Genomic DNA, 20,631 nt, shown 5'->3' on the forward strand with positions numbered 1-20,631 from the left:
ATAGAATTATTAAACTTACCATTTAATGAAGAAAGCGCTTTGAGGCGTTGCTGGTTTTGGCTTATTTTTGCAGCCAGATGTCAAAGACTTTAGTTCGTTCGTTATTTTCAAAGAGTGATGCTTTGAAAAAATTAAACACCCAGCTTTCTCAAGAAGGCAGGGAAAATTGCGTGGTTTCAGGACTTGTGGGCAGTGCAACAAGTGTAGTAATCGCAGATGCTTTTAAGGCAAGTGAAGCTCCGTTTCTGTTCATTTTAAATGATAAAGAAGAGGCGGCATATCACCTCAACGACCTTGAAAACTTATTGGGGGATGAAACCGTACTTTTCTATCCCGGCAGCTACCGAAGACCCTACCAAATTGACGAGACAGACAACGCCAATATTTTATTGCGAAGTGAGGTTTTAAACCGAATCAATTCCCGAAAAAAACCTGCAATCATTGTCACGTATCCCGAAGCACTTTTTGAAAAAGTAGTCACCCGAAAGGAACTCGACAAAAGCACCCTTAAAATTGCCGTTGATGACCAACTGTCGATTGATTTTGTTAACGAATTACTCTTTTCGTACCAATTTAAACGTACCGATTTTGTAACAGAACCAGGCGAGTTTTCTGTACGTGGAGGGATTTTAGATGTTTTTAGTTTCAGTAATGACGAGCCCTATCGTATTGAGTTTTTTGGAGACGATGTGGACAGCATACGCACCTTTGATGTGGAAACACAATTGTCTCTAGAGCAATTAAAAAAAGTGTATATCATCCCCAATGTTGAAAATAAATTGATGGATGAGAAACGAGAAAGTTTCTTAAAATATATTGCTTCAAAAACCATAATCTGCCTTAAAAACGAAGAGTTGTTGAGCGGAGCCATGGATAAACTTTTTGACAAAGCTACCGAAGCCTATAAAGCCCAACAAGGAGAAATAAAAATGGCTGAACCCGAGGAGCTTTTTTGTACGTCCACTCTTTTAAAAGAACAGTTAGAGGGTTTTAAAACAATTACACTTCAATCTGGAAACAGGCTTGGATTAAAAGAGAGCAAAAATGTTTCGGCTTCGTTTTCGGCTTCAAATTCTATTTCGTTTCAGACCGTTCCGCAGCCATCATTTAATAAGCAATTCAACTTGTTGATTGAAAACTTAAACGAAAATACCGCCAACGGATTTACAAATTATATTTTTTGCAGTAGCGAGCAACAGGCGAAACGTTTTCACGATATTTTTGAGGATTCGCAAGCAACTGTTGAACAGTTTGAAACTGTAATTTTTCCTCTTTATCAAGGATTTGTTGATAACGAAAACAAAACGGTTTGCTATACAGACCATCAAATTTTTGAGCGTTACCACAAGTTCAATTTGAAGAATGGTTATGCAAAAAAACAAGCCATCACTTTAAAGGAATTGACAAATCTTGAAGTAGGTGATTATGTAACGCATATTGACCACGGAATTGGAAGATTTGGTGGCCTTCAAAAGATTGACGTCAAAGGAAAACAGCAAGAAGCTATCAAACTTATCTACGGCGAACGCGATATTTTATACCTCAGCATTCATTCGCTTCACAAAATAAGTAAGTACAATGGCAAAGATGGCACAACACCTAAAATTTACAAACTAGGAAGTGCCGCTTGGAAAAAACTCAAGCAAAAGACAAAAGCTAGAGTAAAACACATTGCCTTTAATCTAATCGAATTATACGCAAAGCGACGCTTGCAAAAGGGATTTCAATATGACCCAGACAGTTATTTACAGCACGAATTAGAATCTTCTTTTATCTACGAAGATACACCAGACCAAGAAACCGCAACGGCTGATGTAAAAGCCGATATGGAAAGCGAAAGACCAATGGACCGTTTAGTTTGTGGAGACGTGGGGTTTGGTAAAACCGAAGTCGCCATCAGAGCCGCCTTTAAAGCGGTCGATAATGGAAAACAAGTTGCAGTGCTTGTTCCTACTACTATTTTGGCATTTCAGCATCAAAAAACGTTTAGTGAGCGTTTGAAAGATATGCCTGTAAAAGTTGATTATCTCAACCGATTTAGAACTGCAAAAGAGCGTAAGAGTGTTCTTGAAAATTTGAAAAACGGAAGACTTGATATCGTTATTGGCACGCACCAATTGGTAAGTAAAAGTGTGGAATTTAAAGACCTTGGATTGCTTATTATTGATGAAGAGCAAAAGTTTGGCGTTTCAGTAAAAGATAAACTGAAAACGATCAAGGAAAATGTGGATACATTGACATTAACAGCAACACCTATTCCCCGTACTTTGCAGTTTAGTTTAATGGCCGCTCGTGATTTGAGCGTTATTACCACGGCACCACCTAATAGGCATCCTGTAGAAACGCACGTGATTCGCTTTGGGGAAGAAACCATTAGAGACGCAGTACGTTATGAAATTTCAAGAGGTGGACAGGTCTATTTTGTACACAATCGAATTGAAAACATAAAGGAAGTTGCTGGCATGATTCAACGATTGGTGCCAGATGCCAAAATAGGAATCGGTCATGGGCAAATGGAAGGTAAGAAGTTGGAAACGCTGATGCTCGCTTTTATGAATAATGAATTTGATGTGTTAGTTTCAACTACCATTATTGAAAGCGGATTGGATGTTCCAAATGCAAATACTATTTTCATCAATAATGCGAATAATTTTGGACTTAGTGATTTGCACCAAATGCGGGGTCGTGTAGGTCGAAGCAATAAAAAAGCATTCTGCTATTTTATCACGCCACCCTATTCTGTAATGACAGATGATGCCAGAAAGCGTATTACCGCGCTTGAACAATTTAGTGATTTAGGCAGTGGGCTCAATATCGCCATGAAAGATTTGGAAATTAGAGGTGCAGGAGATTTGTTGGGCGGTGAGCAAAGCGGTTTTATAAACGAAATAGGGTTTGAAACGTATCAAAAAATCCTTACCGAAGCGATTGACGAATTGAAAGAAAAAGAATTTAAACACCTTTATGAAAATGAAGATTTTGAAAAACGAAATTTTGTAAAGGACGTAGTTTTGGATACTGATTTTGAATTACTCTTCCCAGACGATTATGTAAATAACATTACAGAGCGACTGAATCTTTACACCAAGTTAAATGATTTAAAAGATGAAGTTGGGCTATCAAAATTTCAGAAAGAACTAGAAGACCGTTTTGGAAAATTACCCGAAGAAGTTGTTGATTTATTAGACAGCGTTCGTATAAAATGGATTGCTCAAAAAATGGGACTTGAGCGCGTGATAATGAAAGAAGGTCGATTTGTTGGTTATTTTATAAGCGACCAACAGAGCGATTATTATCAAACTGCAACGTTTAGCCATGTGCTTCAGTTTGTGCAATCACATTCTAAAACTGCAAAAATTAAAGAGAAACAAACCAGAAATGGCCTTCGTTTACTTTTAACTCTGGAAAATGGAAAATCTGTACAAAGTATTCTTCAGACCTTGAATAATTCCATTTAGTTTACACAGTAAAGTGTCGCTCTATTATTTTAAAATTGAGCATCAAATGAAAGTAAAATTTCTGAAAAAAAATTTATGTATACTATTTAATAACAGTATTTTAGTTTCTAAATATTAACTTAAATACTCGTACCATGAAAAAAAATTATTTTACCGTTCAAAACAAAGTGTTTTTTGTTCTAATAATCGCGGCTCTTTTTAGCCAACAATGTGTAAATGCTCAAGAATATGTAACTGTTGAAGCGTCAGGTTATAATGAAGATGTAATTGCAAATGGAGTTGGGACAATGAATAGTTCGATTACAAATATAGTTGACTCAGATAGTTTTTGTTTGCTTTCTGAAGACTGGAAATTAAATGCTGGCGACCCTGATATCACGGTTGGACTCCCTGAAAACGGCGTAATACCAAGCCAAGATATTGCAGGTTTGAGTTATCAAATTGGTAGCCCAGCTGCCCCTTATAGTGACAACAACTCATTACGACTTGACAATATAGGTGGCGGTGACGAACGTACATTAACCTTAGCTACACCAGCGATTTACACCAATCTTTATTTTCTAGCACTTTCTGGAAACGGAAGCGCCAACACAACCATGACAGTAAATTTTGATGACAACAGCAGTCAATCTATTGAAAATAATGTGGTGCCAGATTGGTTTGGCACAGGTTTACCCATTGAAATTTCGGGCATAGGACGTGGCGATGTCACTTTAAATAATGTTGAGACACCCGCAGATAACCCTAAGCTTTTTAGACTTGAAGCTTTAATAGCTCCAGAAAATATTACAAAACCAATAACTAGTGTCACCTTTACAAAAATTGATCAAGCGGACCAAAGTGTTTTAAATGTTTTGGCATTTAGCGGTTTAACTACAGACCCAGCTCTTAGCATCAATGATAGCGCATTGGCATCGATTAGTGTTTTTCCTAATCCAATTAAAAATTTGGTTACTGTTTCAGCATCTCAAATTATTGAAGAGCTTACTTTGTACAATCTGCTTGGACAAGAATTATTTCGCTTACAGCCAACAACTAAAAACACGACTATAAATACCGAAAATCTTACAATTGGAAATTATATTTTGAAGGCAATAATCAACGGAGATGTCTCGACTTACAAAATTTTAAAAGATTAGATAGCTCTTAAAAAAATAAAGGAAGGGGTTTCAATGTTGAAACCCTTTTTTGTTTCTAAATATTTCGAAATCCTATAAATAAATCGGCACAACAGTTGCTTAGTTAATTTATATCTTTACTAAAAATTTAAAATATGTTTAAAAATTTACTTCTTGCTTTGTTATTACTCCCGCTTGTGGCGCTGTCACAGCAAACATTGAAAGGTAATTTTGCGCCAGATGGCGGTTATCAATTCGGTATTCTATATCGCATTGCACCGGACAATATTTTTTATGTCACCGATTCAAACGTGGATTCCGTAGGTAATTTTGAACTCAAAATGAAAGAAGATTTAAAACCCGGCATGTACCGCCTTGTTTATAATTTGCCGCAGGACCAGCATTTTTTCGATTTTATTTTCAGCGGAAAAGAGCCTATCGAGTTCACGTTTAGCAAAGATGAAACATTAGAGTTTACCGTTTCCGAAGAGAATAAAATTTGGAAATCTTTTTATACTGAAATGGGCGCGAATGAAGTTAAAATAGCAAAAATACTTTCAGCCGAAGAAGTCGACAACCGCAATTTGAAAGAAGAAATTGAAGAACAAGCAAAATGGTATAACGAAGTGAGTGAAACTTCAAAAGGGATGACCGTGCACCAGTTTATTGCCGCACTGAAACCATATACAAATGATGATTTTAAAACGGCAAGACAATACGAACTTAAAGCAAAACAAGACTATTTAGCTCATTTTGATTTTAACAATCCAACGTTGCAAAACTCAATGTTGCCTTTAGAACGCGCCATTAAATATGTTTATAATTTTACAGATGTTGAAAACAAAGAGGCATCGCGCAAGTACAATATTGATGATTTAATCACAAAACTAGAAGAAACTGATCCCACTTATAAAAAATTACTGTTGACCAATTTTTGGAATTTTCTAACCTCAAATAATCAAGTAGTGCATGCAAATTATTTGGCAGAAAAATACCTCATTCCACTTGCAGAACAGTTGCAAGATGCTACGTTAGCAAATCAATTAACACTTTATAAAAACCTTTCAATTGGAGCAAAAGCACCTAATTTTACTTGGCTAGAAATTAAGGATGGAAAACAAACCACAATGTCATTGCACCAGCTCGATGTTGCTGACAACTACATTATTGTTTTCTGGAGTAGCCTTTGCTCGCACTGTTTAAAAGAAGTGCCATTATTACACGCTAAAATTGCTTCACTTGAAGAAGGAAAGTTTAAAGTAATAGCAGTAGGTCTTGAAGATTTTGAAGCAGAATGGTCGCCTAAAGCAGCAGGATTCAATCAATTTATCAACGTACTCGGTTTAGGAAAATGGGAAAACGATATTGGCAATCGCTACGACGTAAATGGCACCCCTACCTATTTTGTGCTTGACAAAGACAAAAAAATTGTGGCCAAACCAGGGACACTTGATGAGTTGTTTGGGATTATTGATGGGGAATAAATATTTGTTTAATTTCAATGATTTTCTTTTAAATTTTACTGAAAACTTTGCTTTATTAGATTACATTTAATTAAAAGTTCATTTATGAAAAATATTTTAAAATTACTTTTCTTAACACTAGCCATTCTTGTTACAAGTAGCAGTATGGCGCAAGCAGGATGGAAGGTATTTGCACCCAATGAATATTGGCAAGGACAAATCAAACTTGTCGATGGTACAATAAAGGAAGGTTTTGTAAGGGTTCCTAAGTCATGTAGAGAAAAAAAAATCTCATTTTTGAAAAATGAAGATAGCAAAAGAGAAAAAATAAAAAGTGAGGATATTGAAGCTCTTCTATTAACTTCTAACCAAGGAAATTCCTATTTATTTGAAAATGTGCATTGGCGCTATATGTTTAGAAACAAAACAACTAAAAAGAAACTTCTACTATTAGTTGAGGCCAAAAATGATTTTGCAACTTTTTACAAATCATCACAATATTATTTTGTGAATTACACAGATGGCATACTTGATTTGGCTTATAATTCGAACACGGGAGATATAAATTATTTAATTAGAAAAAATAAAAACGATTTTGCCACCCACTATTATACAAGGGGTCAAGCAGGACATTTTAAGAAAAAAATTGCCGAATTTCTTGATGAAGCTCCAGTTACTGTTAAAAAAGTACAAGATAAAGAACTTAAAAGAGAGGATAGAGTAGAGATTGTTAAACAGTACCTTCTAGAAACAGATGGGATGTAGTTAAAATCTAAAAAAAATAAAAAGCATTCTCAAAATGCTCAATCTTTTGCTCTTTACTATTCTTTAAAACTGCGATAATATCAAAACGAGCTTCTAGCGAAATGTCATTTGAAATAATATATTCATTCGCGGCTTTAGTGAGGAGTTTTATTTTTGCCGGGGTGACAAAATCCTGTGGGTCGCCAAAGAAATTACTGTTTCGGGTTTTGACTTCTACGATGATGATTTCGTTGTTACATTGGGCAATGATGTCTATTTCGGCTTTTTGAAAAGTAAAATTTCGCTCTAGGATTTCATACCCTTTTTTAATTAAAAATTGGGTGGCGAGTTCCTCTCCTAATTCACCTAATTCGTTATGATCTGCCATTCCTAGTCGTATTTTAATGTTGCAGTTATGTCTGTAACTTCCAGCGTAATACTCTTCCCAAAAACCAATGCACGGTTATCTTCAATATGTCCGGCCGGAAAATTAAAACAAACTGGATAGTTGTATTCGCTTACAGCTTCGACAATAATTTGTTCCGCTGTTTTGCCAAAAGGGACGGTGTTATCCCTCATATCGCTCATGCCACCCACAATAAGTCCGGCGAGGTTTTTTAAAAATCGGCTGCGTTTGAGATTCATCATCATGCGGTCTATATGATACAACATTTCGTCGAGGTCTTCAATAAATAGAATTTTTCCTTCGGAAATATATTCCGTTTGACTCCCTATTGTTGAATACAACACCGAGAGATTTCCGCCCACGATTACACCTTTGGCTGTGCCTTTGCGGTTTTGACTTTTGTTTAAATTGTAACTTATAGCGTTAAAATTTCCGAAGAGCGCATCCCGCAATGTATCGCGAGATTCCTGTGTGCGTTTTTCAATTTCAAGACACATTTGTCCGTGGATGGTTGCCACACCCAAATTGTGAATGTGGCTGTGCAAAATGGTTATATCGCTGTAGCCAACAATCCATTTTGGGTTCTTCACAAATGTTGAAAAGTCAATGTCATCCACCATTCTAATGGTTCCATAACCACCACGTGCGCACCAAATAGCATTCACCGTTTCATCATCAAGCGCGTTTTGAAAATCGGCTGTTCGCAATGCATCATTCCCTGCAAATTGATGGTCTTCCGCGCCAATAGTTTTACCTAATTTATATTTCAGCCCCCAAGATTCAAGCACTTTAAAGGCTGGTTTTAGTTCGGTTTCGGTGATTTTTCTTGCGATGGAAACGATGGCAACGGTATCACCGAAACGTAGATTTTTAGGTGTTTTCATGTTAGTAAGAGTACTAAAATATAAATTGAAACTAAATGTAGCCAACTTTTTATACTTAGGTTTCTTTTTATAACAGAATTATCTAGTTTTAAGTTTCTGCTTAATTTTCAATAAAAAATCTGAAGCGTTTTTATTGTTCGGGTTTAATATCAATGATTTTTCATAGCTTGCTTTTGCTAATTTATAATTTTGATTCTCGAAGTAGGCTTCTCCCAGACTATCGTGTAAATCTGCAACATTTGGCATTAATTCAATACCGAATTTAAAAACTTTTATTGCAGCTTTAGCATTGTTTTTTTGACTCAACCATTCGTACCCAACCATACTCACAATACCGCTGAGACCCATTCTAATGAGTTCATTTTCAGTAGCATTCTGGGAGGTGGCTACTAATTCGCTTAAAAACTGTTGCGGATTTTCCTCGTCGTTGTACTTTGCATAATGTTGGTAGCTTGTGGCATTGTTAGGAAACATATCGGCAATCATAGTGGTGTGGTTTTCTTTGCTCAATTCGTCTTTTAAATCAATCTCAACAAATTGCGAATAGTCATGGAACAAATAGATTCTTACCGTCAAAGTGTTCAAATCATAGACCGTTGTATATTGTGTGCCAAACACACCCTCATTAGACATGCTTTTCATTACATCACCACAATATGATAAGGATGCGTCTCCTTTAGAAGCCCTTATAAATTCCATTCCTCTTTGGAAATATTCTAACTCAACTTCCTCTTCATTTTCTATTTGAGAATAATAAAAGTTTGAAAATGCCTTCTCCTCTTCTTCTCCAATAATAAGTGCGTCACCTTCTACAATTAAATAGGTTCCTGATGTATCTACAAATACAATTTGGCTACTCTCTAAACTATTTAAACTAATGGTTTCTAAATACGTCTTCACCTCTTCTACATTCGTCATTGTTTGCATGATATTTTTAATGACTTGACCTATTGGAATTTCTAATTTTCCTTCAGTATTGTTTATTGGTAAATAAGGATTTGCGAAACCATCAAAAACGAGACCTCTGTCATTAATGGCGCCCTGTGCAAAATTGTCTAATTGGCCCATATACATCACCCTATAATTATCCGCCTCACCAGTCTCAAACCAAAATTTACTATTGGGACTCAACCAGTCTTCATTGTTGCCGACAATCGTTTTTCCATTTCTAGTGATTTTATACATGCTACAAGCATTCCCTAAAATGGGATTTAACAAAAAAATGAAAACTATAAATTTTATGATTGACTTTTTCATATCACTATATTTTTTCGGTTATTGGTATTTTGGTTTTCTTGATAATGACTGAAAAGCTTCAGCAGTGTTGCAAAAAAGGAATTTCTATTTTAATCTTTAAAATAAGGAAAACTATTCATTCTTCTTTTAAGGATAGCCACCTTAATTCGCGTTACATTTCCGAAGATAAAATTAACTTACTAAAACTTTATCCCTCCCAAAAAGCGACATGAATCCAACTCAAATTTAGGGTTCAACTTACGGGCTTCTCAAAACTTAGTTTCACTAATAAAATCGTTATTTTTGCAGCCTATTAACTAAAAGTTACCTCACTCAAAGTGGGGCAATACATATGACTCAAGACCCAAAAAGATATACGATTACCGCTGCGTTGCCTTATACAAATGGACCTATACACATTGGCCATCTTGCTGGTGTGTATGTGCCTGCAGATATTTATGCACGCTTTCAGCGTTTACAAGGCAAAGATGTGGCTTTCGTTTGCGGAAGTGACGAACACGGTGTTCCAATTACCATCAAAGCAAAAAAGGAAGGGATTACACCGCAACAAGTGGTGGATAAATACCATGCAATTATCAAGCAGAGTTTTGAGGATTTTGGGATTACTTTTGATAATTATTCACGCACTTCGGCTAAAGTACATCACGATACAGCAAGCGATTTTTTCAAGAAATTATACGACGACGGAAAGTTTATCGAAGAGATAACCGAGCAATTATATGATGAAGAGGCCAACCAATTTTTAGCAGACCGATTTGTAGTGGGAACCTGCCCAAAATGTGGTAATGAAGAAAGCTACGGTGATCAATGCGAAAACTGTGGAACGAGCCATAATGCAACCGATTTGATAAACCCAAAAAGTGCCATCACGGGTGCTGTGCCTGCTTTAAAAGAAACAAAACACTGGTTTTTACCTTTGGATCAATACGAACCATTTTTAAAAGAATGGATTCTTGAAAGTCACAAAAAAGACTGGAAGACCAATGTTTACGGGCAATGCAAATCTTGGATTGACGACGGATTGCGCCCAAGAGCCGTAACACGCGATTTGGATTGGGGAATTCCTGTGCCGGTTGACGGAGCAGAAGGGAAGGTATTGTACGTTTGGTTTGATGCGCCCATCGGGTATATTTCGGCTACGAAAGAATGGGCGGAGCGTGAAGGAAAAGATTGGGAACCGTACTGGAAATCAGACGACACAAAATTGCTTCATTTTATAGGGAAAGACAACATTGTATTTCACTGCATTATCTTCCCGAGCATGTTGAAAGCGGACGGGAGTTATATCATGCCAGACAATATACCCGCAAATGAGTTTTTAAATCTTGAAGGCAATAAAATAAGCACGAGTAAAAATTGGGCAGTGTGGTTGCACGAGTATTTGGAGGATTTTCCAAATCAGCAGGATGTGTTGCGTTACACCTTGACAGCAAATGCTCCAGAAACAAAAGACAACGATTTTACATGGGCGGATTTTCAAGCGAGAAATAACAATGAGCTCGTGGCAATCTTCGGAAATTTCATCAACCGAGTTGTGGTACTAACCCATAAATATTATGGTGGTGTGGTGCCTGCGCCGGCTGAATTTTCAGAAATTGATGAACAAACATTGGCTGAATTAAAAGCCTATCCTGCGGTTATTGAAAGTAGTATTGAGCGGTACCGTTTCCGCGAAGCGCAACAGGAATTAATGAATGTTGCCCGCTTAGGAAATAAATATCTAGCCGACGAAGAGCCGTGGAAAACTATTAAAACAGATGAAGAGCGCACCAAAACTGTAATGTACGTTGCGTTACAAATTGCGAGTGCATTAGCTGTGTTGAGTGAACCTTTTTTACCGTTTACGTCTGAGAAATTAAAATCGATTTTAAATTTTGATGGACTACAATCGCAACCCAATTGGAAATCGATAGCACGTATAGTTCCCCCTTCGGGGGAAATGCCTTTAGGCAAAGGGGGACACAAAATAAACGAAGGCGAATTACTTTTCAGTAAAATTGAAGATACTCAAATACAAACACAATTGGATAAATTACAAGCGAGCAAGCAAGCAAACGAGATAGCAAATAAAAAAGTAACGCCTCAAAAAGACACCTGCACTTTTGACGATTTCACAAAATTGGACATGCGTGTAGGCACCATTATCAAAGCAGAGAAAATGCCAAAGGCGAAAAAGCTTTTAGTATTGAAAGTAGATACTGGCCTTGATGTGCGTACGATTGTTTCGGGGATTGCTGAAAGTTTTACACCAGAAGAAATCGTTGGTAAAAAAGTAACCGTTCTTGTCAACCTTGCTCCTCGTGCACTAAGAGGCGTAGATAGTGAAGGAATGATTTTAATGACCGAAACTCCAGACGGAAAATTGGTTTTTGTAAATCCTGATACTTCGGCTACGCTCAGTACAAGTGGTGTATTGAATGGGGCTACTATAAATTAATAATAAAATTATACTATAGACCTCTCAAGCCTTAAAACCTGAGAGGTCCTTTTTTTAAAAACATTATGAAAAAATTACTTTTTTTATTTTTGTTGCTTACTGGATTTGTAAATGCGCAGCAAGAAGCTTTTACTATAAAAAATCCATATCGCGATACAGAATTAAAGCCTAAAGAAACATTTGTTATTGAAGACGAAAAAACTGGAAATTTTGCCGTTTTTATGATTGCTGGACTTACTAATTATGCGTTTCTGTATGACAAAGATTTTAATAAGTTAAAACACATAAAGTCCCCAAAGCTTCCTGGAAAATATAAATCATTTCAGGGATATACGATAAAAGATAACACCTACTCATTTTTAATGAACACCTCCAACAACAGGAGTTATGGAGTTATAACTTTTGATTTTGAAAAAGGGTCTTATGAGACGTATGAGTCAGCCTTTAAATTAAAAAAAGAAAGATTACTTTCAGTAGTGAGTTATAAAAACACTTGTTATTTAATAACCATTAGTAAAAAAGAAAATGAAATAATAATTTATAGTTTCAATGAAAATTGGGATGAGCCCAACAGACGTGCAGTTGTTTTTGATGATGACTATTTTAAAGACGCTACAAATAAAAAGTTTGATTTCAATGAATTGTTTTACGACAAGTTTCAAATTCAAACAATAAGAAATGAAAATCCAATTTCAATAAAAGAAGCTTCCAGAAGAATTAAAATATATAATAAGAAGACCGATGTTCAAATTATTTCGAATAACTTTAAGGAAAAGACCTTCATATTAGATTTTAATCTTGTTAATGAAGGTCAAAAAGTTTCTTCAATTGAAATGCCTGTATTTGAAAAGGAGGGTTATGTGCCAGAATCCAATAGTTTTTTAATTGATAATAAAATATTTCAAGTACGAGCTAATAACTTAAAATTGGCATTTAACATCGTTGATTTGAATAACGGAGAGGTTATCAATCAATTTAATGTTAGAAAAGAAGACTCAATTAATTTTATCAACAGCCCAATCATTCAAAAGAAAACTGGAATTTTTGAAGGCGAAAGAAACATTAACTCAACAACTGCTTTTCTTAGAAAACTCCAAGTTATGGATTTAGGGATTTCAGTATACAAAGATGAGAACAACTATGTCTTTCATATTGGAGGATACTATGAAGACGAACCAAACAGTAGCTTGGTTGTTGTATCTGGAGGAAATTTTACGGTTGGTTTTGTTGCAGGACTTGCTACTAGTTTTTTAACATATAATTACTCAAAGTCATTAATGATTGAGGGATTATTAGACGAAAATTTAAAGCATCAAGACGGTAGAATTAAAGAAAATGTTTTTGAAAGAATCTCTAACTTTTCTTCACGGAGAAAACTTAAAGCTGAAACATTATTTAATAAAGATGAAACTTTTTATTGGGGAAATTATAGTTCTAAATATGATCATTATAGCTTCTTTAGTTTTAGGAATTAAAACTCTATAATCCTATGCTCAACTACGTCTTAAAACACACCAATCTACCACAAAACAGTGTTAAAAACACCCTCGCTCTTTTAGCCGAAGATTGCACAATTCCCTTTATTTCACGCTACAGAAAAGAAATGACGGGCAATCTTGACGAAGTACAAATTGAGCAAATTGTGCTTTTTAAAGAGCAATTTGAAGCGTTGGAAAAACGCAAGGCAACCATTATAAAAGCCATTGAGGAGCAGGGAGAACTTACAAGTGATTTAACGTCTAAAATTTCCGAAGCCGAAACACTTACAGTACTTGAAGACATCTATTTACCTTTCAAGAAAAAACGAAAGACCAAAGCCGAAACGGCTAGAAAAAATGGATTGGAGCCATTGGCAAAAATCATTATGAGTCAAAATACGCGCGACCTTGAAAGTAGTGCGCATCGGTTTGTTTCAAAAGAAGTGCTTAGTGTTGACGATGCCCTTGAAGGTGCGCGGCATATTATTGCAGAGTGGATCAATGAGCGAGCTGACGTTAGAAATCAAATTCGAAATCAGCTAGAAAGACAGGCGATCATTAGTACCAAAGTAGTCAAAGCAAAAGCCGAGGATGAAAAAGCGCAAAAATTTAGAGATTATTTTAAATGGGATGAGCTACTAAAAAACTGTCCGTCGCATCGTTTGCTTGCCATTTTACGCGCAGAGAAAGAAGGCTTTATTAGAGTAAAGATTGAAATTGATGATGAACGTCTTTTACAACGTATTGAGAACCGAATTATCAAATCTAACGGTGAATTTGCGGATCAAATTCAATTAGCTATTACTGATGCTTACAAACGCCTATTGTATCCTTCACTCTCAAACGAGCGACTTGTTGAAGCAAAGAAAATCGCAGATGAAACCGCCATTGGGATTTTCGCTAATAATTTAAAGCAATTGTTGTTGGGTTCGCCTTTGGGTGAAAAGAGAATTCTTGCCATTGATCCAGGGTTTAGAACGGGCTGCAAAGTGGTGTGCCTCGATGAGCAAGGAGGATTTCTACACAATGAAACCATCTATCCGCATCCCCCAAAAAGTGATGAGAATGGTAGTATAAAAAAGTTAGCCAATCTAATTGAAACGTATAAAATTGAGGCGATTGCCATCGGAAACGGAACTGCATCACGAGAAACCGAAGCCATTGTAAAAAAAGTGCCCTCGATACATACTGTGCAAGTATTTGTCGTGAGCGAAGCTGGGGCAAGTATTTATTCGGCTTCAAAAATTGCACGAGATGAATTCCCAGATTTTGACGTAACCGTGAGAGGTGCGATTTCCATAGGAAGAAGGCTCGCTGACCCCTTGGCAGAACTCGTTAAAATCGATGCAAAATCAATTGGTGTTGGGCAATATCAACATGATGTGGACCAAACGCAATTGCAACGTTCGCTGGATACCGTGGTTTCTAATTGCGTGAATGCCGTGGGCGTTAATATTAACACGGCAAGTGTGCCGTTGCTGAGTTATGTTTCTGGGATTGGGGCAAAACTCGCCGAAAATATCGTGAGTTATCGTGATGAAAATGGTTCTTTTTCATCTAGAAGTGAGATAAAAAAAGTGCCCCGTTTGGGTGGAAAAGCGTTTGAGCAAGCGGCTGGATTTTTGAGGATTAAAAATGGGGATAATCCTTTGGACAACTCATCGGTGCATCCTGAACGTTATAAATTGGTTCAAGAAATTGCAAAAGACCAAAAGCTTAAAATTTCAGAAATTATAGGAAACGGTGCCCTTCTGAAAAGTATTCCATTGGAAAATTATTGCACAGATGACGTGGGTTTACCTACATTAAAAGATATTATTACCGAACTTGAAAAACCGGGATTGGATATTAGAGAACCCGCTAAAGTTTTTGAGTTTAACCAAAACATACGCACGATAGACGATTTGAGGTCGGGGCAATTATTGCCAGGCATTGTCAACAATATTACAGCCTTTGGTTGTTTTGTTGATATTGGAATCAAAGAAAGTGGACTCATTCATGTTTCAAACATGGCCGATACTTTTGTGAAAGATGTGAATGAACACGTACAATTACAACAGCAAATTACTGTTAAAGTGCTGGAGGTTGATGTTGTGAGAAAAAGAATTCAATTAAAATTGATAAAGTAACCAATATCAAAAAAGATTCCTGTGTATGCAGGAAGTATCATGCTAAAAATAGCCTACCATCCCATCTACAAATATGAACTCCCCGATGGGCATCGTTTCCCGATGGCGAAATATAATTTGTTGCCCGAATATTTATTGGCTAAAGGGATTTGCACGAAGAATAATTTTTTTGAACCGCAGAAAATTTCCGAAGAAATCATTCTAAAAGTCCACGACGAAACGTATTACAGGCGATTGCTTGCACTAGATTTAGAAAGAAAGGAAATACGCAGGATAGGGTTTCCGCTGCGCGAAGATTTAGTAAATCGTGGTCATTATATTATTGGCGGAACCATTCAAGGGTGTGAGTTTGCAATGCAATATGGTGTTTCACTCAATATTGCTGGAGGAACACACCACGCGTATTCAGACCGTGGGGAGGCTTTTTGTTTATTAAATGATCAAGCCGTTGCTGCACAGTATTTGCTGGATAATGGAAAAGCTTCACAAATATTGATTGTTGACCTCGATGTACATCAAGGAAATGGCACGGCAAAGATTTTTGAGAATAACCCAAAAGTTTTTACATTTTCAATGCATGGGGCTAAAAATTATCCATTTAAAAAAGAGAAAAGTGACCTCGACATTGGTCTGGAAGACGGCACTAAAGATGCCGAATTTCTTTCTACTTTAAAGAGCACTTTACCCTTGCTTATCAAAAAAGTACAGCCCGACTTTATCTTTTACCTCAGCGGAGTTGATATTTTAAAGAATGACAAGTTGGGAAGATTAGCCTGTACACTCGAGGGTTGTGCGGCTAGAGACAAATTTGTTTTCGAAACGTGTAAAAAATCAAATATTCCTTTACAAGTGAGTATGGGCGGGGGATATTCCCCAAAAATAGACGTAATCATCGAAGCGCATTCTAACACTTACAAAATGGCGCAAGAAGTTTATTTTAAATAGCTATCAATCGTTTTTACACATTCTTTATAAACTTTTTGAGAGATTCTCCTTTTGGGACGCCCATTTTTTTTCTTAGAGAATAGCGATAATTATCTACACTTGCTGCACTAATACCCAACTGTAATGCTATTTGCTTTGAAGTCTGGCCCAAGCGAAGCATAGTTGCTACCTTTTGTTCTTTATCATTTAGATTTTCATACTTTTCTTCCAGCTTCGCCCTAAAAGAATCATTGGTTTGTTCTATTTGTTTGTAAAGTTGGATTTTTTCTTTGTTGTGTTCAATATCATTATTGATAAACTGCATGGTGTCCATCAAAGTCCCTTTATGTGAATCATTGACCACTCTAACGCTTTTCAATTTTTTCTTTATATTCTCAAGAAGCTCATTTTTTTCTGAAATATGTATTGCAAAATCTGTTATTTGTTTGTTTTTAAACTCAACTTCAGTATCTAAAGCTTGCTTTTTTATTTTTAAAACTTCTTGCTTTGCGAGTAAGGTTTCTCTTTTAATTTTGTTCAACTTTCTTTGTCTAAAAAATGAGAAAATAAAAAATAACGCAACAAGCCCAAAGAGACCGATAAAAAACATGCCGCGATCATTTTGTTGTTTTTGTTCTGCCCGGGTTAATTTGAGTTGCGCATTACGAGTCTCTAGTTTTGACTCCAACTCGTTGTAGTTAAATTCAGATTGCAATACACCATATTTATTCTGTTGTAGTATATCTTTTAAACTATCAGCCAATTCCTGTTTATTCTTGTAATAAAAAAGCGCGCTCTTAGGGTCATTATTTAACTCAAAAAGGTTATATAATTCCTCATATATTTCCTTTTTGCTTTCTCTATATTCTGAAATATAACTTTTGTTTAAAATTTCTCTTAGCTCAAAAATAGCTCTAGCATACTCCTCTTTTGCTTTATACAATGTGGCTTGCTGTTTTCCTATTCTAATTTCATGTGCGGGATTATCACTTTCTGTAGCTGATATTATTGTGCTGTCTAGATATTCCTTAGCCACATTAAGAAGCCCTTTTTTAGCATATGCATCACTTAAAAACAAATAATCTTCTGTCAATGTATATGGTTGTGAACTCTCTTTATCCTGTACTATTTCTAACTTGTAAATATCAATTGCCTCATCAAATTGACCTTCTTTTAAAAAAACATTTGCTTTTAATTTATTCACGTTTGAAAGGTCAACATCACTGGATATTTTACTGTACATAATAGTTGCACTGTCTAAATATTTTTTTGAAACAGTATATTCATTTTTCTCTAAATAGTAGTTAGATAAAAATTCGTAAGCACCTGCAACTTCCCACCAAGCTTCAATGGGTTTAGCAATCGACAGCGATTTTTCAATACATTCTAATGCTATTTCTTTATTGTCAGTTGATAGATAAATAGAGGCAAGGTCTGAATAATTTTCAGCTAAATAAGTTTTCAATTCGTTGTCTTGCTCTGGTTTTATAAGATATCTATTAGCCCGCAGAAAGCTTTCCAGTGCCTTATTCTTTTTTTCAAGATAATTAAACGCCATGCCCTTAATGCGATAACTATAACCTATTCCAGCAAAATGAGAGTTCTTATTATAGTTTGCATATAATAAAGCGCTATCTGTATATTTCAAAGCAACCTCATCCTCTTCATTATAAATTTCTAAAAGAGCTATCCTATTATAGGACCGCATTAAGTTAAAACTATCTTTTGCTGCTAAACTTAACTGCTTTGCTTCTTGTAAATAATTCAAAGCGGTATCACCGGGAGTTCCCATATAATAATCGGCGAGCGCAATAAGATTGTCAACTCTCTCAAGGCGAGATAAATTTTTATCCTTCAATGCCTCCTTAAAGCTTCTCAGTTGTGATTCAATATCACTTTGAGCATATGCATGAAAAACTGCAACAAATGTTATTATTATAAAGAATAAAATATTTCTCATTTGTCTGCCACAAAAAGCCATATAATGGGTGAATTAGTATTAAGTAATTGCTCATAATTTTCTCACATCCTGATTATGAGACTAAAATGAGAAGTAAATTTACAATAATTAAAGATGTTGTGTCATAAACGCAATTAGATTATTTAATTAGGTTAATAATAATTACGCTTACTTACTTACTTTCAATGCTATGAAAGAGAAAGAGCCACCAAGGTAAATTTTGGTGGTTTTTTTGTGCCTAAGTTTTTTAAACTATCCCAAATACAATCCAAGTTTTATTTTATAATAAGGCATTTTTTCTTCAAAATATTCAAAGTATGTTTTCAATCCGTCGGGGTCATTTAATGCTATTTTTGCTTTTTGTACTTCGGAAATTTCAGCTTCTGAAATAAATTGTTTTAAATCAATACGCGTACCCAATTCGTGTATCTTTTGTAAGTGTCCGTAAACGCTGTTTTCTTGTATGCCACGTTTTGCTGCAATATTCTCGACACTCATACCATCTTTGAATAATTGAAAACTGCGCTCATACGTGGCTACTTTTGAACTCTTTTTATCGGCATGCTTAATGATTACTTGTAGAAACGCATCCGCATATTTTTCAAGTTTTGCACGACCCACTCCGCTAATTTCAGAAAATTCTTGCACGTTGCTTGGCATTTTATCTTCCATGTCCTGTAAACTGGCATCACTAAAAACTACATACGCCGGTACGCCCATTTCTGAAGCAAGTTTTGCTCTGAGTACACGTAATTTTTCGAAAAGATCTTTTCCTCTAATTGGTAATCTTTTTGGTTTTTCAGCCTCAATAGTTGCTTGGGCTACATTGGCCAATCGTACATTTTTTCCTTCAAATAAAATTTGTTTTGCTGAAGGTGTTAACAATAATCGTCCTTTTTCGTGAAACCAGATTTCAAGAATTCCTTGATTTAGAAGTTGGATGACATATTGTTGCAAGTCTTTCCAAGAAAAATCTTTTGCCGCACCATAGGTTTTTATGTTCTGATATCCTTTTTCAAGCACCTGCTGATTCTGTGCACCACGCAACACATCGATTACAGTACTTAATGCTTCTTGTTCTTTAAGGCGTGCCACAGCCGAGCATATTTTTTGCGCAATCAATGTTCCGTCAAAATATTTAGGTGGCGTTTTACAGATGTCGCAGTTTCCGCAATCCTCGGTGATATATTCGCCAAAATAATTCAACAATGCTTTACGGCGACAACTCAACGCTTCGGCAAACTGTTGCATTCGTTCCAGTTTTGCCAATTGAAATTCTTCGGTGGGTGTTCCTTGAGCAAATTTCCGAAGCATCACAACATCAGCAAAACTATAGAACATAAGCGCGTGCGATTTTAAGCCGTCGCGACCTCCACGCCCAATTTCTTGATAATAGCCCTCAATGTTTTTGGGCATATTATAGTGGATGACCCAGCGCACATTGCTTTTGTCGATACCCATTCCAAAGGCAATTGTAGCTACAATAATAGGAACGCGATCATTGATAAAATCCTCCTGAATCTTGCTTCTATCATCAGCATCCAATCCTGCATGGTATGACTTGGCATCATACCCTTTGGCTTTTAATTTTGATGCAAGCATGTCTGTGCTTTTTCGGCTCAAACAATAAATGATGCCGCTCTGCTTTCCACGAGAACCGAGAAATTTAAATATTTGCTGGATACGCTGTTGCCCTGGGCGAACATCGAGGTAAATATTGGGTCTGTCAAAAGATGAAATGTATCTTTTAGCATGCGAAATTCCCAGTTGTTTTGTAATGTCATCTTGCGTTGCTTTATCGGCTGTTGCCGTTAAAGCGATTATTGGCGTTCCTGGAAATTCGGCTTTTAATCTACTCAATTGTGTGTACGCAGGGCGGAAATCATGCCCCCATGAAGAAATACAATGTGCCTCATCCACAGCAATCAAATTGATATTTATTTTTGAAAGGTAATTTGTAAGCCCCCATAAACTTTCGGGCGCTACATAAATGAGTTTTAGTTGTTTTGTTATTAGCTCTTCTAAAATTTCGTTTTGCTCCTCGGCAGGTTGTGAGCTGTTGAAATATGCAGTGTCGATTCCATTACTTCTTAAGGCGTCGACTTGATCTTTCATCAAAGCAATCAATGGCGAAATAACAATAGCAGTTCCTTCCATTGCCAATGCCGGTAATTGAAAACAAAGTGACTTTCCTCCACCTGTTGGCATAATGGCTAGCGTATCACTTCCCGAAAGCACATTTTCAATAATCGCTTGCTGGTTGGGACGAAAGGTGTCGTAACCGAAGAATTGTTTTAGTAAAGTAAATATGGAACTAGAAGTAAGGTTTTGCTGTAATATCATTATACGGCAAAATTAATGATTATTATTGGT

General features: G+C 36.1%; 13 protein-coding genes. 8 read left to right on the forward strand and 5 right to left on the reverse strand.

Annotated features, from left to right (window positions below; all coding sequences use genetic code 11):
- Nucleotides 1–77: 77 nt before the first annotated feature.
- The 4 genes from mfd to ACSHW7_RS02095 all read left to right on the forward strand — a co-directional run bounded on the left by mfd (nt 78) and on the right by ACSHW7_RS02095 (nt 6,804).
- Nucleotides 78–3,458, forward strand: coding sequence for a transcription-repair coupling factor (gene mfd / locus ACSHW7_RS02080; RefSeq protein WP_435677656.1), 3,381 nt, complete (start codon nt 78–80; stop codon nt 3,456–3,458).
- A 134-nt stretch (nt 3,459–3,592) separates the two neighbouring features.
- A complete protein-coding gene (locus ACSHW7_RS02085) occupies nt 3,593–4,597 on the forward strand; it encodes a T9SS type A sorting domain-containing protein (protein ID WP_435677657.1) in 1,005 nt (334 codons plus the stop codon).
- A gap of 134 nt (nt 4,598–4,731) precedes the next feature.
- Nucleotides 4,732–6,060, forward strand: coding sequence for a TlpA family protein disulfide reductase (locus ACSHW7_RS02090; protein WP_435677658.1), 1,329 nt, complete (start codon nt 4,732–4,734; stop codon nt 6,058–6,060).
- Nucleotides 6,061–6,144: 84 nt separating this feature from the next.
- Nucleotides 6,145–6,804 carry a hypothetical protein gene (locus ACSHW7_RS02095; RefSeq protein WP_435677659.1) on the forward strand — a complete coding sequence of 220 codons (660 nt, stop codon included), beginning with the start codon at nt 6,145–6,147 and terminating at the stop codon, nt 6,802–6,804.
- A gap of 7 nt (nt 6,805–6,811) precedes the next feature.
- On the opposite strand, the gene ACSHW7_RS02100 is transcribed toward ACSHW7_RS02095, so the two are convergent.
- The 3 genes from ACSHW7_RS02100 to ACSHW7_RS02110 all read right to left on the reverse strand — a co-directional run bounded on the left by ACSHW7_RS02100 (nt 6,812) and on the right by ACSHW7_RS02110 (nt 9,330).
- Entirely contained in the window at nt 6,812–7,171 is a 360-nt protein-coding gene (locus ACSHW7_RS02100; RefSeq protein ID WP_435677660.1) for a YraN family protein, read from the reverse strand.
- A gap of 2 nt (nt 7,172–7,173) precedes the next feature.
- On the reverse strand, nt 7,174–8,073 hold the full coding sequence (locus tag ACSHW7_RS02105) for a S66 peptidase family protein (RefSeq protein ID WP_435677661.1): 900 nt from the start codon (nt 8,071–8,073) through the stop codon (nt 7,174–7,176).
- Nucleotides 8,074–8,151: 78 nt separating this feature from the next.
- On the reverse strand, nt 8,152–9,330 hold the full coding sequence (locus ACSHW7_RS02110; protein ID WP_435677662.1) for a tetratricopeptide repeat protein: 1,179 nt from the start codon (nt 9,328–9,330) through the stop codon (nt 8,152–8,154).
- A 331-nt stretch (nt 9,331–9,661) separates the two neighbouring features.
- On the opposite strand from ACSHW7_RS02110, the gene metG reads away from it, so the two are divergent.
- From metG to ACSHW7_RS02130, 4 genes are all read left to right on the forward strand, one after another.
- Complete coding sequence (metG, locus tag ACSHW7_RS02115) at nt 9,662–11,767, forward strand: methionine--tRNA ligase (protein WP_435677663.1); 2,106 nt, start codon at nt 9,662–9,664, stop codon at nt 11,765–11,767.
- A 65-nt stretch (nt 11,768–11,832) separates the two neighbouring features.
- On the forward strand, nt 11,833–13,242 hold the full coding sequence (locus ACSHW7_RS02120; RefSeq protein ID WP_435677664.1) for a hypothetical protein: 1,410 nt from the start codon (nt 11,833–11,835) through the stop codon (nt 13,240–13,242).
- A 14-nt stretch (nt 13,243–13,256) separates the two neighbouring features.
- Entirely contained in the window at nt 13,257–15,374 is a 2,118-nt protein-coding gene (locus ACSHW7_RS02125) for a Tex family protein (protein WP_435677665.1), read from the forward strand.
- Nucleotides 15,375–15,413: 39 nt separating this feature from the next.
- Nucleotides 15,414–16,319: a histone deacetylase family protein gene (locus ACSHW7_RS02130; RefSeq protein WP_435677666.1), complete on the forward strand. Its 906-nt coding sequence runs from the start codon at nt 15,414–15,416 to the stop codon at nt 16,317–16,319.
- A 13-nt stretch (nt 16,320–16,332) separates the two neighbouring features.
- Here ACSHW7_RS02130 and ACSHW7_RS02135 read toward each other — a convergent pair whose 3' ends face one another.
- Entirely contained in the window at nt 16,333–18,258 is a 1,926-nt protein-coding gene (locus ACSHW7_RS02135) for a tetratricopeptide repeat protein (protein ID WP_435677667.1), read from the reverse strand.
- A gap of 252 nt (nt 18,259–18,510) precedes the next feature.
- Nucleotides 18,511–20,601 (reverse strand): DNA helicase RecQ, encoded by a 2,091-nt coding sequence (gene recQ, locus ACSHW7_RS02140; RefSeq protein ID WP_435677668.1) that lies wholly within the window; start codon nt 20,599–20,601, stop codon nt 18,511–18,513.
- Nucleotides 20,602–20,631: the final 30 nt, after the last annotated feature.

The sequence above is a fragment of the Patiriisocius sp. genome (assembly GCF_051252435.1).
GTDB lineage: Bacteria > Bacteroidota > Bacteroidia > Flavobacteriales > Flavobacteriaceae > Patiriisocius.

Coding starts and splice junctions, on each gene's coding strand:
- mfd (WP_435677656.1), top strand. CDS start 78: ATGTCAAAGACTTTAGTTCGTTCGTTATTTTCAAAGAGTGATGCTTTG.
- ACSHW7_RS02085 (WP_435677657.1), top strand. CDS start 3,593: ATGAAAAAAAATTATTTTACCGTTCAAAACAAAGTGTTTTTTGTTCTA.
- ACSHW7_RS02090 (WP_435677658.1), top strand. CDS start 4,732: ATGTTTAAAAATTTACTTCTTGCTTTGTTATTACTCCCGCTTGTGGCG.
- ACSHW7_RS02095 (WP_435677659.1), top strand. CDS start 6,145: ATGAAAAATATTTTAAAATTACTTTTCTTAACACTAGCCATTCTTGTT.
- ACSHW7_RS02100 (WP_435677660.1), bottom strand. CDS start 7,171: ATGGCAGATCATAACGAATTAGGTGAATTAGGAGAGGAACTCGCCACC.
- ACSHW7_RS02105 (WP_435677661.1), bottom strand. CDS start 8,073: ATGAAAACACCTAAAAATCTACGTTTCGGTGATACCGTTGCCATCGTT.
- ACSHW7_RS02110 (WP_435677662.1), bottom strand. CDS start 9,330: ATGAAAAAGTCAATCATAAAATTTATAGTTTTCATTTTTTTGTTAAAT.
- metG (WP_435677663.1), top strand. CDS start 9,662: ATGACTCAAGACCCAAAAAGATATACGATTACCGCTGCGTTGCCTTAT.
- ACSHW7_RS02120 (WP_435677664.1), top strand. CDS start 11,833: ATGAAAAAATTACTTTTTTTATTTTTGTTGCTTACTGGATTTGTAAAT.
- ACSHW7_RS02125 (WP_435677665.1), top strand. CDS start 13,257: ATGCTCAACTACGTCTTAAAACACACCAATCTACCACAAAACAGTGTT.
- ACSHW7_RS02130 (WP_435677666.1), top strand. CDS start 15,414: ATGCTAAAAATAGCCTACCATCCCATCTACAAATATGAACTCCCCGAT.
- ACSHW7_RS02135 (WP_435677667.1), bottom strand. CDS start 18,258: ATGAGAAATATTTTATTCTTTATAATAATAACATTTGTTGCAGTTTTT.
- recQ (WP_435677668.1), bottom strand. CDS start 20,601: ATGATATTACAGCAAAACCTTACTTCTAGTTCCATATTTACTTTACTA.